Genomic DNA, 13,285 nt, shown 5'->3' with positions numbered 1-13,285 from the left:
TGACTTGGCGGCATGCGAATCGTCGATCTTGCGTCCCGTCCCGACCTCCTCGAACCCGCGCTGAACCTCGGCGATGTCGGCGGTGAGTTCATCTACGCCGGGTTCAGCGGCAAGATGATCACCGCGGAACGGTTCCTGCGCCACTGGTCCCGGTACTTCCTGATCGCGCTGGACGACGACGGCGAACCGATCGCGCGGGCGCTGTCGGTCCCGTTGACCTTTCCGGCCGAGGACCGCCGCGAACTGCCCGCGCACGGCTGGGACGAGGCGATCCAGTGGGCCGCGCAGGACCTCATGGACGGCCGCGTGCCGGACACCCTGTGCGCGCTCGAAGTCGTTGTGGCGCCGCGGATGCGCGGGACGGGCCTGTCCGCGCCGATGCTCAAGGCACTGAAGGCGCGCGCGGCCGAGACGGGGCTGAAGCGGCTGATCGTCTCCGTGCGCCCGATCGGCAAGGAGGACGAACCCGACGTGCCCATGGAGGAGTACGCCGTCCGGCGGCGTGAGGACGGGCTGTTCGCCGACCGCTGGCTGCGCACCCACGAACGGCTCGGCGCGCGGATGATCAAGGTGTGCCCGTTCGCGGTGACGATTTCCGGCTCGATCGCGGACTGGCACGAGTGGACCGGGGTGAAACTCGCCGACGGCGACAACGTGATCCCGGGCGGCATCGCGCCGGTGCACGCGAACGTCGAGCGGGACTGCGGGGTGTACGTGGAGGCGAACGTGTGGATGGAGCACCCGTTCTGAGCCGGTGGTCCCGGCCGTCGCCGGTGTTGCGAAAGCCACTTTCGCAACGTTGATGGTTGCGAAAGTGGCTTTCGCAACCATCAGAGGGGCAGGGGCGGCAGGGTGCCGCGGCCTGGTGCGGTGCCGGTCGCTCCGGCCGGGCGTGCTGTGACACTCCGTGCCTAGCCCATTCCTCGCGATTTCCGCCGCGATCGTCGCACCGGCCACACCGGGCCCCGGCCGTGCCGCACAGTAAGGCCATGGGTATCTCGCGAGTCGGTTTCGCCGGGCTGGGCAGTATGGGCGAGCCGATGGCACTGAACCTGGCGCGGGCCGGAATCCCGTTGCTCGTCTGGAATCGCACTCCGGGCAAAGCAGTGGCCGAGGCGGCCGAGGACGTCGCCGAGCTCTTCGCGCGGTGCGACGTCGTGGTCCTGATGCTCAAGGACGCGGACGCCGTCGACGCCGTGCTCGATCGCGGCGGGCCCGCGTTCGCCGGCCGGGTGGCGGGCCGCACGATCGTCCACATGGGAACGACGGCGCCGAGGCATTCCCGCGGCCTCGAAACCGAGCTCCTCGCGGCCGGGGCGAAGTACGTGGAGGCGCCGGTCTCCGGCTCGCGGATCCCGGCGGAGGCGGGGGAGCTGGTCGCGATGCTCGCGGGGGATCCCGGCACGATCGACGAGGTACGCGAGCTGTTCGCGCCGATGTGCCGGGAAACCGTGTACTGCGGGCCGGTGCCCAACGGGCTTCTGATGAAGCTCGCGGTCAACGTGCATCTGACCGCGGTCGTGACCAGTCTGGCCGAGACCGTGCGTTTCGCCCGGGCCTACGGACTCGATCCCGGCCTGCTCGCCGACGTCCTCGGCGCGGGACAGCTGGCCAGCCCGATCCTGCGGGTCAAGGCGCTCAAGCTCGTCGAGGAGGATTTCGCGCCGCAGGCCTCGATCGCGAACGTCCTGGCCAATGTCGAGCTGATCGCGGCCGCGGCGAGGGAGGCGGGACTCGAGTTGCCGCTGATCGAGGCGTCGCGAGCGCTCTACGCCGAAACCGCGCGGCTCGGCTTCGGCGCGGAGGACATGGTCGCCGTCGTCAAGGCCCTCGAGGCCCGGCCGCGTTCAGAGGACTGAACGCGGTCGGATCAGCCGCGCAGGGCCGAAGCCATCCGGCCCGCCGCGGCGAAGGACTCCTCCTCCGGCTCGCCGAGCAAGGGGAGGAGGATGACGGATTCGGTCCCGGCCGCGTACAGCGCGCGGATCTGCTCGACACAGCGGTCGAGCGGCCCGCTGATGCTCAGCCGGTCGATCCACTCGGGCCGCAACCGCCGCGCCAGTTCCGTCCGGTCACCGTTCACGGCGGCGACCTCGGCCAGCAGTTCGGCGCCGAAGTCCAGCGGTTCCAGCGCCGGGCCCGAGTTCGGCCCGATCGCGGAAGCGACGTCGGCCCTGGCGCGCTCGCGGGCCCGTTCGGGATCGGCGTCTAGGGCGAGCCAGTTGTAGGTGGCGATCGTATGACCTTCGACGCCGATGAGGTCCCGCGTCGCGCGGACGTACTCCGGTGTCGCCGGTTCGGCGAGCAGTGTCCCGTCGGCGACCCGGCCCGCCGCCGCGAGCGACTTCGGGCCGCGGACGCCGGCGATGAGCTTCGGCGGCAGCGCGGGCGGGAACTCCAGCTCGACCTCGTCGAGCCGGACATGCTTACCCTCGAAGGAAACGCGCTCACCCGCCAGTAGCCGCCGCAGCACCGTCAGCGTCTCCTCGAAGGCGGTCAGCGCCGACTTCGGCCACGCGTCGATCTGCCGCATCCAGCTCGGGACGCCGTGCCCGAACCCGGCGATCAGCCGCCCCGGGTACAGCTCCGCCAGCGCCGCGATCTCCATCGCCGCGATGGCCGGGTTCCGCGCCACGGCGGGCATGATGCCGATGCCGAGGGTGATCTTCTCGGTCGCCGCCAGCACCGCGGACGCCGTCGCGATCCCGCCCGCGTAGAAGCAGTCCTCGACGATCCAGACCTCGTCCAGGCCCTCCTGTTCCGCGCGCCGGGCGAGGCCGGTCAGCCGGGCGGCGGGCAGTTCGCGGGGAATCCTGACTCCGAGCCGTGAAACCATGTCGCTCTCCGTTCCTCAGACGCGCCGCAGCACGTGTAGCAGGTATTCCTTGCGGTTCAACGGGTTGTGATCGGTCCTCGACCGAGTCGGCGCGGCACCCCGGACAGGCCGGTAGCCGTGGAACGCGGTCTCCATCGTGCCTTCGCCCCGGGTCGCCGAGGGCAGGAACCGATGCACCTCATGGGTTTTCACCGCCGGGATCTCGCCTTCCAGCTCCGCCGTCCCGGCTTTCGTGACCGTCGTGCGCGGGACGGCACGAGCCTGCGTCAGCAGGGCGGTGACCGGACCGAGGGTGTCGGCCGGGGCCTGGAGGACGAACCGGTGCATCGGTTCGTGCACGGTCGTCCCGGCCTCGCGCAGCGCCGCCATCAGCACCAACGGCGTCAGGTCGCGGAAGTCGCCCGCGGTGCTGGACATGCTCTTGTCGAAGGTGCCGTGCGCATGGCTTTGCCGGGCGTAGTAGCCCGAATGCGTCATCGTCACCACGCAATCGAGCACCTCCCAGCCGTGGAGGCCCTCGCGCAGCGTCTCCTTCACCGTTTCCTCCACGGCTTTGACGAAGGAATACGGCATGGAGCCGAGTTCGACCTCCAGCCGGAACGAGATCCCGCTTCCGGGCGACCCCGGTCCGACCCGGAGCCCGACCGTCGCCAGAAAGGGATTCGGTGCCTTGCCGATGAGTTCGGCGGCCGACCCGGTGCCGGAGACGTGCTCGACGCAGATCGTCGTCGTCTCACTGAACGTGACGCCGAGGCCGTACTCGTCCGCGAGCGTCGCCTGTATGACCTCCTTCTGCACTTCTCCGTACAACGAAACGGAAGTCTCCTGGCGGACCTCGTCGTGCCGCAGCCCGATCAGGGGGTCCTGCTCGGCCAGCCGGGTGAGCGCCTGGTGCAGCGGCCCGCGATCGGACGGACGCACCGGCGAGACGACGGTTGCCAGCGTGGGCGGCGAGAACAGTCCTTCCCACCCTCGGGTCCGGGCCCCGAGCATGTCGCCGACCCGGACGTCGAGCCCGGAGAGCTTCGCGATCCGCCCGGCGCCGACCGATCCCGACGGCACGGCCGAGCCGTTTTCGAAGACGCTGATCGCGGTGACCTTGCCTTCGCCGTCCCCGAGCGGGACCTTCTCGCGCACGGAGACGCTGCCGGAGAACAGCCGCACGTAGGCGATCTTCTCGCCGCCCGGCGCGCGCTCGACCTTGAACACCGTGCCGGACAGTGGCCCGTCGACGGCACTTTCCCCGGCGGGCAAAAGGTTCTCGATGCCATCGCGGAGCGCGTCGATCCCGGCGCCGGTGATCGCGGAGCCGAAGTAGACCGGATGAGCGAGACCTTCGGCGACTTTCACCGTCAGTTCGGCGCGGAGTCGCGGCGGCGTGAACGCGTCCGGGGCCGTGAGGTACTCGGTGAGGAAGCCCTCGTCGAGGGTCGCCAGGAGGTCGATCACCTGATCGAGGTCCATCGGGTCCATCGCGATCGCCGACGGCGTGAGCTTCGCGGTGACCTCCCGGAACACCCTGCCGGGATCGGCTCCCCGGCGGTCCAGTTTGTTCACGAACAGCAGCACCGGAATGCCCAGCCTTCGTAGCGTCCGCATCAGGACACGGGTCTGCGCCTGGACGCCTTCGACCGCCGAAAGCACCAGGACGGCGCCGTCGAGCACGCCGAGCGCGCGTTCGACCTCGGCGATGAAATCGGGGTGGCCGGGGGTGTCGATCAGGTTGACGGTGACGTCGCCGAGGGCGAACGAGACCACGGCCGCCTTGATGGTGATGCCGCGAGCGCGTTCGAGCGCCAGCGTGTCGGTCTGCGTGCTGCCGTCGTCGACGCTGCCCAGTTCACCGATGATCCCGGCGGTGTGCAACAGCCGCTCGGTCAGGCTCGTCTTCCCGGCGTCAACATGCGCCAGAATTCCCAGATTGAGGTTCTTCACGAGTGGTCATGTCCTCGAGGTAGGCGGGAATTACCTGATGGAAGGACGTGGACACTCGCAAGACGATCATCTCCTGGGCCGGGAACCGGTCTTCCCGACTACAACACTCCTGCTCCGGCACCGCAACCGAAATACGTGAAGGCCCCCTTCATTGCGCTAGGCGCAGTGAAGGGGGCCTTCACGTACTTTCAGGCCAGGTACTCCGCGGCGGCGCGGAGGCTGACGTAGGACCCGCTGAACGTGTCGATCCGCGGGCCGTCGCCCGAATCCGGTCCCGGCACGCCGGTCTCGACCCGGATGTAGTCCACAGTGGACTCACGCAGCCAGCCGAGGAACTCGCGGACCTCGGGGTGCCGGTGCGCCTCGCGCGTCACGATCACGAGATCGCGGGCGCCGTGGACCGCCTCGATCGCGGTCGCGATCCCGTCCGCGCCGACCTTGAGCGCCCGCGTGCCGGGCACGAGTTCGGTCAGATGCGAGCCGAGCCCCCACGGCATGGGGCCCGCCGCGACGATCGGCTCGGTCTCGATGTCGATGACCAGCGGCGGCCCCGCCAGCTTCGGCGAACCCTGGATCCGCAGCGCCTTGCGCGCCGCCTCCAGCCCGAGCTGGTGATCGACCGGCGAGATCGGCGTCGACACCGGCGGAGCACCGAGCGCCGCGACCCGCTCCGACGCTTCGGCCAGCCGCTCCAGCGGCAGCTCACCGGACTCGACGGCGGCCGCGATGACCGCCGCGATCCGGTTCAGCTCGTCCTCTTCGAACGACACACCGCCGAGGCACAGCGCGTCGGCACCGGCGATCAGCGCCCGCACCGACGCCCGGCCGACCCCTTCGGTCTTGCCGAGTTCGCCGGCGACGGCACCCATGTCGAGCGCGTCGGTGACCACCGCGCCGGTGAAACCGAGTTCGCCGCGCAGGACGTCGGTGAGCGCCTTCGGGTTGAGCGTCGCGGGCAGATCACCCCACGCGGGCACGACGAGGTGCCCGGTCATCACCGCGCGCACCCCGGCCGCGATCGCCGCCTTGAACGGGACGAGTTCGAGCTCGTGCAGTTCCGCCTCGGTCCTGGGCAGCACCGGCAGGGCGTGGTGCGAATCGTCGGTCGCCGCCCCGTGCCCGGGGAAATGCTTGGCCGACGCGGCCACGCCGTACTTCTGCAGGCCGGTGATGTACGCCGCGACATGCGGCGACGCCTTCAGCGGATCCGAACCGAAGGCCCGGACCCCGATCGAGGGATCCTCCGCCGCGAGCGTCAGATCCGCGCACGGGGCGAAGTTGATCGTGACCCCGCACGCGGCCAGCCGTTCGCCGAGCGCCGCCGCGACCGCGGTCGTCAGCTCGACGTCGTCCGCGGCGCCGAGTGCGAGCGGTCCCGGGACGAACGAGCCGGTGGCGACGTCGAGCCGGGTGACGTCACCACCCTCCTCGTCGATGCCGACGAGCACGTCGGGCCGTTCCGCCCGCAGCTGCGCGCTGAGCGCGGCCACCTGCTCGTCGTCGACCACGTTGCGGCCGAACAGGATCGCGCCGCCGAGACCGTCGGCCACCTTGCGGCGCAGCCAATCCGGCGCGGTCGTGCCGTCGAAGCCCGAAACGAGAACGGATGCGGCGAGCTTTTCCGGTGAAGACAAGGACTACCCCTTCACTGCGCCTGCGGTCAGGTTGGACACGAGCTTGCGCTGAACGATGATGAAGAACACCAGTGCGGGCACGGCGTAGATGACCGACGCCGCCATGATGCCGCCCCAGTCCACGGAAAACGCCGTGCGGAACGAGGACAGCCACACCGGCAGCGTCTGCTTGTTCTGGTCACGCATGAACACGAACGCGAACAGGAACTCGTTCCACGCGGTGATGAAACTGAACACCGAAGTGGTCACCAGTCCCGGTGCGAGCAACGGCAGCGTCACCCGGCGGAAGGCGCCCGCCCGGCTGCATCCGTCGATCATCGCGGCCTCTTCGAGGTCGTACGGGATGCCGTTGACGAAGCCGTAGAGCATCCAGCACGTGAAGGGCAGCGTCGCCGCGAAGTACACCAGCAGCAGCGAAGGCAGCTGGTTGAGCAGCCCGGCGTCGCGCATCAGCAGGTACATCGGGATCAGCAGCGCTTCGAACGGCGCCAGCTGAGCGACGAGCACCAGCAGCAGGAACCCCTTGCGCCCGCGGAACCGCATCCGGGACAAGGGGACCGCGGCCAGCACACCCGCGAAGAGCGAGCACAGCACCGCGCCGATCGTGACGATGAGGCTGTTGGTGAGGTACGTGGCGAAGCCGGGCTTCGTCAGCGCCGAGACGAAGTTGTCGAACGTCACCGAGAGCGGGATCAGGTCGTAGTCCGGGGAAAGGACCTGGCCCGGTGTCTTCAGCGAGGAGGTGATCATCCAGTACGTCGGGAAGACGAACAGGACGGCCACGACCACGCCGAGCGTGCCGAGGCCGATCCGCTGGGTCAGGGACTTCCTCATGACAGGTCGGCCTCCTTCGTGCGCACCAGCAGCTGGACGTACCGGGCGGTGAGCAGGATCAGCACGAGCATCATCAGCAGGGCGGCGGTCGCCGCCAGGCCGAAGTGATTGCCCGCGAGGCCCTTGAGGTACATGTAGACCGGCAGCGTCGTGCTGGCGCCGTCCGGCCCGCCTTGACGGATCGCCCACACCTGGGCGAACACCTTGAAGTCCCACAGGACCGACAGGAACGTGACCATGGTCAGGATCGGCCGGATCGCCGGCCAGCTGACCGCCCAGAACGCCTGCCAGGCGTTCGCGCCGTCGATGCCCGCGGCCTCGTACTGCTCCTTCGGGACGCCGAGCAGCCCGGCGTACAGCGTGAAGGCCACGAACGGCACGGCCTGCCAGACGACCAGCAGGCCGATGACGGTCAGCGTGCTCGGGCCGGTGGAGAACCAGGAATGCCCGATGAACTGCTCGAAGCCGAGTTTCGCGAGCGTCTTGTTCAGGATCCCGTACTGCTGGTCGAAGATCCACTGGAAGACCGTGGTGGTCGCGACCACCGGCGTTGCCCACGCGAGGATCAGCGCGACCTGCAGGATCACCCGGACCGCCGGGTTGAGGTGCCGCATCAGCAACGCCATGAACAGCGCGAGCAGCAGGGTGGTGATCACGACCGCGGCGGTGAACACCAGCGTGCGGACGGTGATCTCCCAGAATTCGGGGTCGGACAGGATCGCGGAGAAATTCTCGAACCCGACCCAGACCATCTCTCCGGAGACCAGCTCACGGAGGTCGAGCTTGCGGAGGCTGATCCCGACCAGTTGCAGCGTCGGCCACCCCAGCAGGGCCAGGATCGCGATCAGCGCGGGAAGGATCAACAGGTACGGCGCCGTCCGTTCGCCGAGACGGAGGCGCCGGGTGGACTTCGGCGGCTTGATGCGCGGCGATGCCGGCGGGGTGGCCCCCGCCGGCATCGTCACATCTTCGGTCGTGGTCATCCGCCGATGAGCTTGTCGAGCGCTGCGTTGGCGTCGGCGGTCGCCTGGTCGAGCGTCTTGGTTCCGGTCAGGTAGGCGGTCAGCATGTCCTTGATCGGGTTCTGACCGGATTCGACGTCACCCCACTTGGGGCTGGTCGGCACGGCGCGGCCGTTCTTGGACGCCTCGGCCATGACCTTGGTGAGCGGGTTCGCGTCGAGCGCGGACACGTCGGTCGAGGTACCGGGGACGTAACCGGCCTTGGCCAGCTCGGTCTGGTACTTCGGGGTGGAGAACAGCTTGACGTAGTCCTTGGCCGCGGCCGCGTTCTTGCTGTTGGCCGGGATGACCAGGTTCGAGCCGCCGAGGAAGACCGGGGCCGACTTGCCGGCGGTCTTGCCCGGGATCGGGAAGGCGGCCGACTTCTCCTTGATCGACGGGTCGGTCTTCGCCGCGGTGTCGACCTCGCCCGGGACGCCGATCATCATCGCGACCTTGCCCGCGCCGTAGATACCGGCCTGCTGCGGGGTGGCCTCGTCGGCGTCCTTCGGGGCCTTGGTGCCCGAAGCCTCGGTGAGCTGCTTGTAGAACTCGAGCCCGGCCTTCGCCTGAGGGGTGTCCAGGGTCGACTTGAAGGACTTCCCGTTGGCCTGGGCGATGTCGCCGCCCTCGTCCCAGATGTAGGACAGCAGCTCGTACCAGTTCTGGCCGGGGTGGTAGAGGGCCTGGAACTCGGGGTCGCTGCCGAACTTGGCCTTGAGCTTGGTGATCGCGTCGAGCCATTCCGCGCGCGTCTTCGGCGTCGCGGTGACACCGGCCTGCTCGAACATGTCCTTGCGGTAGATGACCTCACGGTTGGCCGCGTAGAACGGGACGCCGTAGGTCTTGCCGTCGAATTCGCCAGAGGCCTTGAGGCCCTGGAGCCACTGGGCGCCGTTGAAGTCGCCGACGCTCGAGGTGAGGTCGGCGAGCACGCCCTGGTTCGCGAACGCGGGGGTCTGGGTGTTGCCCAGCTCGATCACGTCCGGCGGGTTGTCACTCGCCAGCGCCGTGGTCAGCTTCTGCTGGATGCCGTTCCACTGCTGGATCTCGTACTTGACCTTGACGCCGGGGTGCGCGTCTTCGAATTCCTTGTGGAGCGAGTTCGTCAGGGCTTCCGGGGCGGTCCCGGTCATGAGCCAGACCGTGAGCGTGCCATTCGAGGCCGGAGCGCTCGAATTCGTGCTGTCGCCACTGCCGGAACCGGCGCAGCCCGCCGTCGCGAGGGTGATGGCGGCGGCGCCCGCAGCCATCTTGAGCCAGCGCTTCACTCGTGCCGTCCTTTCGATGCCCGGCCACCATGCCGGGCTCCCACAAAATGGTGTAGACCAATGCGGGCAGCGTGGTACGTACCACTCCGACTGTCAAGCGGGTGGCCGGTTCGTTGTAAACGAGCCGCAATCTTTCACCTTGAGTGAGCGCATGATCACGCTGATGATCGGATTTCGGCGCTGCCGTCAGCGCCTCGCGAGGCGCGCTGACATGCGGTTTTTCTTTGTCTGTACCGCTGATCGGGGCATTCGGCGGGAGCCTTTTGCGCCGTTCGGAGGAAGGCCGGGCTCGCGTTCGCCGAGTGGGCTAGCGCTGGTCCTCGTCGTCTTCGGCAGGCGGCTTGATGCCGAGCAAGGCGCGCGTCTGATCCTGCAGGAACCACGCCAGCGTCGCGGAGACGATCAGCAGGACCAACGGCAGAACCGGGCCGCCGTCGGGGAGGATGAACAGCTCCGTGACGCTCGCGCCGACCATCACGCCGGCCAGCAGGAGCGCCGACGGCCCGCCGAAGCGGGGGATGAGCAGCCCGATCGCGCCGCCGACCTCGAGTACGCAGGTGACGTACCGGAGCCACTGCCCGAGCCCGATCTCGGCGAAGGTCTGTTCGGTGTGGCCGCCCGCGAACAGCAGGTAGCCGCTGTAGAGGAACTCGGCGGCGAGCGCGACGCGCACGACCCACAGCACGATCGAGCCGACCGTCAGGCTTCGGGTACCGCTGGTTCCTTCGGACATGCCGGGGATCCTTCTCCTGGTGGGCGGGGGTGGCAAGGGTGCTGAAGGGAGCTTTCCCCGCATGCCATGCGGGGAAAGCTCCCTTCGCTTCGTCGCATGCGGGGAAAGGCCCCTTCAGCCCGTCAGTTCTGTTCGCCGAGGAGTATCTGTTCGAGCAACAGGTCCACGTCCCGGGCGGACTCGGCTTCGCCTATCCGGTGGAACGTTTCGGCGGCACGGAGCGCGCGGCGAGCGGCTTCCCGCACCCTTCCCGCGGCGCTGAGCACATGGGCGGCGACGTGGTCGAGCTGGGCGGCGAGATGCTCCCTGGCGGGCGCGGTTTCGCTTTCCACGGCGTGCACGGCGGTTTCCGCGGCGTCGAGCGCGGTCAGCGCCGCGTCGAGGTCGCCGGACCGCAGCCGGGACAGCGTCGCGGCGTTGCGGCAAGTGGCGGCCACGTAGCCGCCGCCGATCGCCGAGGCCGCGTCGGCGGCACGGGCGTAGAAGTCGGCGGCGTTCGCCCCGTAGCCGAGCAGGTCGAGTTGCTCGGCGGCGGCCATGCTCACCGAGATGTAGGAATGCCCGGTGTCACCCGAGTCCTGGAGTATTTCGGCGAGGACGGCGTATTCGTTGAAGGCGCGAGAAGATTCGCCGAGCGCGCGGTAGCTGTCGGCGTACATCCACCGGCAGCGGTGCGCCCAGTCCGGTGACGCGGTGAGCAGCGAGATGGTGCGGGGCGCGACGTCGAGCACGTCGTCGTAGCGGCCGGCGCCGTGCAGTGCGGTGACGAGGACGTACCAATGTTCCGCGGTGTCCTTGCCTTTCGACGCGGCGACACCGAGGGACGCGTAGGCGTCGTCGACGGCTTCGGCGAATCGGCCGGTGCCGATCAGCGACAGCGCCCGGAGGTGGCGGAGATGCCCGCGCAACCGTTCCGGGCCGCCCACGGGCAGCGTCGCCAGCATGTGCTCGACGAAGACGTCCAGTTCGTCGAGCGATCCTGTGCGCTCGTAGGCGATCCGCACCTGTTCGACGGCCTCGACGGCTTTCTCGCCGACGTTTCCGACGATGAAGGCGTCCGTCGCCGCCCGCGCGAGTTCCAGTGTGGTCACCGGATCCTCGCCGTCACCGTTCCGCAGCGATGCTTCCAGGCACAGAAGGGTGCCGTGGAGCAAAGGATCGCCCGCTTCGCGGGCCCGCCCGGCGCCCCGCCGCAAAGCCTCGTACGCCTCCGGAGTCCGGCCCTGTCCCGAAAGGACGTGCGCCAGCCAGTATTCACCCCAGCAGGCGGCACGCTCGTCCGTCCCGGCGCGCAACCGCGCCGCGGCCACCGTCGTCAGCGCGACCCCGGTCTCGGCCTGATCGTCGAAGACGAGCCACAGCCCGAGCCAGCATTGGTTGAGCAGGAACCGGATTTCGTCGTTCTGGCGCCGGAATCCGGCCGCGGCGTCGCGTAACCGCTCTTCGGTGTCGTCGCCCTGGTGGAAAATCGCGCGCAACTCGGTCAGCCGGGGGGCGATTTCATCCGGGACGGTTTCGATCGCCGCGAGGCAGGCTCGTGCCTCCTCCGGTTCGCACCGGTGATTGTGGATTTCGGCGCGGATGACGAGTTCCTCCGCGGACAATCCCGGCGGGGGCGTGATCGCGACCCTGGGGAGTGCGGAAGGCAGGAGCGGCACGAAGTCCGCGACCGGGTTCGCGGCCATTTTCCGCTCGGCGTACGCGGTGAAGTAGCCGGTGCGATCGAGTTCGTCGAGTTCTTCGGCTTCGACGAGCGCCGCCGCCCGCATTCGCCGGTGCAACCGGTTCAGGGGCACCCCGTCGTACGGTCCGTTGAGAACGAACGGGATCTCGCCGTATCCGGTTTCCGTCAACCGGCGGGTGAGCAGTGCGGCCGAGGCGAAGAACTCCATCCTGTCCACGGCGTCCGCGTGGTCGCCCACACCGTCCAAAAGCGACAGAAGATCGACACCGGTGTGCTCGTTGCCGGTGAGGGCGCAGAACTCCAGGCGCAGCGCGTGATCGCCGTAGCGGAGCGGATCCCCGGCCGATGCCCTGGTCACCCACCGATAGGTCGACGCGGCCTCGGCGTACTTCCCGGCGGTCGCCAGTGGCACGAGCGTCCGGCAGAGCCGGGTGATCTCGGCCCCGCCGGAGCCGTCCGCGCGGCGCGGTTCCACTTCCATGGTCCTGCCCCCAGAACAATGACGTCGACGCCGGATCTTAACTCCCGGCGCCGCGTCATGGTCCTGCTTTCGGGTGGTTCAGGGAACGCGTACGGCGGCGATTTGCGTGGCTTGCCCGATCAACCTGTTCTTTTCGTCCCAGAGTTCGGCGACCTCGTCCATCCGGTCACCGCCGATCTCACCCGCGCGCATCCGCACCCGCACCGGTCCCGGCGCCGGGATCCCGCGCAGATACGCGGTGAACTGGACCGTCGGCGCCCAGCCCGCGATGCCGAGGTCGTAGGAGATCGGTGGCACCGGGTCGAGTGCCACGAGCAGGCTCACCGGATCCCAGTCGCTACCGTCGGCGAGCCGCAGCCAGGACGAGATGACGCCTTTCCGGGACGGCTGTCCCACCGCGAACCCCGCCGAGGCCGGGTCGATCCGCTGCTCGACGACGTCCATCAGGCCGATGCGGAATCCGCCGCCGCCGTCGGCGGGCACGGGCAGGCAGTCCTGCTCCGGCGGGATCTCGACCGGGTCCACTCCGGACCACCAGGCGTCGCTGTCGGTCAGGACGCCCTGGGTGATCAGGGCTTCGGTACAGGGCTTGCCGTGCTGGCTCAGCCGTGCGCGTAATTGGGTCAGGCCACGTCCTTCACGCAACACCTCGACCTCGACGACGGCCGGGCCGGGTTCCGGGGCCACGGAGAACGAGCCGCTGATCGCGGTCAAATGCGGATGCGAGGAGACCTCGGCGGCGGCTCTGCCGAGCAAGGCGAGCAGATAGCCGCCGTGCAGCTTCGTCCCGATCGTCCACTGTGGATCGAGTTCGGTGTCGAACACCGGGCGCTCGCCCCGGCGGACAAGGGCGGTCGCGGTCTGGAAAGACGCCAT

11 protein-coding genes are annotated in these 13,285 nt (G+C 69.0%); 2 read left to right on the top strand and 9 right to left on the bottom strand.

Annotated elements, in window-relative coordinates:
* Positions 1-12: 12 nt before the first annotated feature.
* Both BLW75_RS17240 and BLW75_RS17235 read left to right on the top strand, forming a co-directional pair.
* The gene (locus BLW75_RS17240; protein ID WP_034317792.1) at positions 13-750 is read left to right on the top strand and encodes a GNAT family protein; all 738 of its coding nucleotides are present in this window, start codon (positions 13-15) and stop codon (positions 748-750) included.
* Between the two features lie 239 nt (positions 751-989).
* Entirely contained in the window at positions 990-1,859 is an 870-nt protein-coding gene (locus BLW75_RS17235; protein WP_034317795.1) for an NAD(P)-dependent oxidoreductase, read from the top strand.
* An 11-nt stretch (positions 1,860-1,870) separates the two neighbouring features.
* Here BLW75_RS17235 and BLW75_RS17230 read toward each other — a convergent pair whose 3' ends face one another.
* From BLW75_RS17230 to BLW75_RS17190, 9 genes are all read right to left on the bottom strand, one after another.
* Complete coding sequence (locus BLW75_RS17230; protein WP_034317798.1) at positions 1,871-2,836, bottom strand: LLM class flavin-dependent oxidoreductase; 966 nt, start codon at positions 2,834-2,836, stop codon at positions 1,871-1,873.
* 15 nt (positions 2,837-2,851) lie between these two features.
* The gene (locus BLW75_RS17225; RefSeq protein WP_034317801.1) at positions 2,852-4,771 is read right to left on the bottom strand and encodes an elongation factor G; all 1,920 of its coding nucleotides are present in this window, start codon (positions 4,769-4,771) and stop codon (positions 2,852-2,854) included.
* A 188-nt stretch (positions 4,772-4,959) separates the two neighbouring features.
* Positions 4,960-6,405, bottom strand: coding sequence for a glycoside hydrolase family 3 protein (locus BLW75_RS17220; protein WP_034317805.1), 1,446 nt, complete (start codon positions 6,403-6,405; stop codon positions 4,960-4,962).
* A gap of 3 nt (positions 6,406-6,408) precedes the next feature.
* A complete protein-coding gene (locus tag BLW75_RS17215) occupies positions 6,409-7,239 on the bottom strand; it encodes a carbohydrate ABC transporter permease (protein WP_034317808.1) in 831 nt (276 codons plus the stop codon).
* The gene (locus BLW75_RS17210) at positions 7,236-8,222 is read right to left on the bottom strand and encodes a carbohydrate ABC transporter permease (protein WP_034317811.1); all 987 of its coding nucleotides are present in this window, start codon (positions 8,220-8,222) and stop codon (positions 7,236-7,238) included. Before BLW75_RS17210 ends, BLW75_RS17215 begins: the two co-directional genes overlap by 4 nt.
* Complete coding sequence (locus BLW75_RS17205) at positions 8,219-9,511, bottom strand: extracellular solute-binding protein (RefSeq protein ID WP_034317814.1); 1,293 nt, start codon at positions 9,509-9,511, stop codon at positions 8,219-8,221. Before BLW75_RS17205 ends, BLW75_RS17210 begins: the two co-directional genes overlap by 4 nt.
* Before the next feature lie 307 nt (positions 9,512-9,818).
* A complete protein-coding gene (locus BLW75_RS17200) occupies positions 9,819-10,244 on the bottom strand; it encodes a DoxX family protein (RefSeq protein WP_034317816.1) in 426 nt (141 codons plus the stop codon).
* 122 nt (positions 10,245-10,366) lie between these two features.
* On the bottom strand, positions 10,367-12,409 hold the full coding sequence (locus BLW75_RS17195) for a hypothetical protein (protein ID WP_034317818.1): 2,043 nt from the start codon (positions 12,407-12,409) through the stop codon (positions 10,367-10,369).
* A 78-nt stretch (positions 12,410-12,487) separates the two neighbouring features.
* A complete protein-coding gene (locus tag BLW75_RS17190; protein ID WP_034317821.1) occupies positions 12,488-13,285 on the bottom strand; it encodes a thioesterase family protein in 798 nt (265 codons plus the stop codon).

The organism is Amycolatopsis lurida, assembly GCF_900105055.1.
Lineage (GTDB): Bacteria > Actinomycetota > Actinomycetes > Mycobacteriales > Pseudonocardiaceae > Amycolatopsis > Amycolatopsis lurida.
Note: the sequence above shows the minus strand (reverse complement) of the source record. Positions and strands in the feature narration are given on the sequence as shown.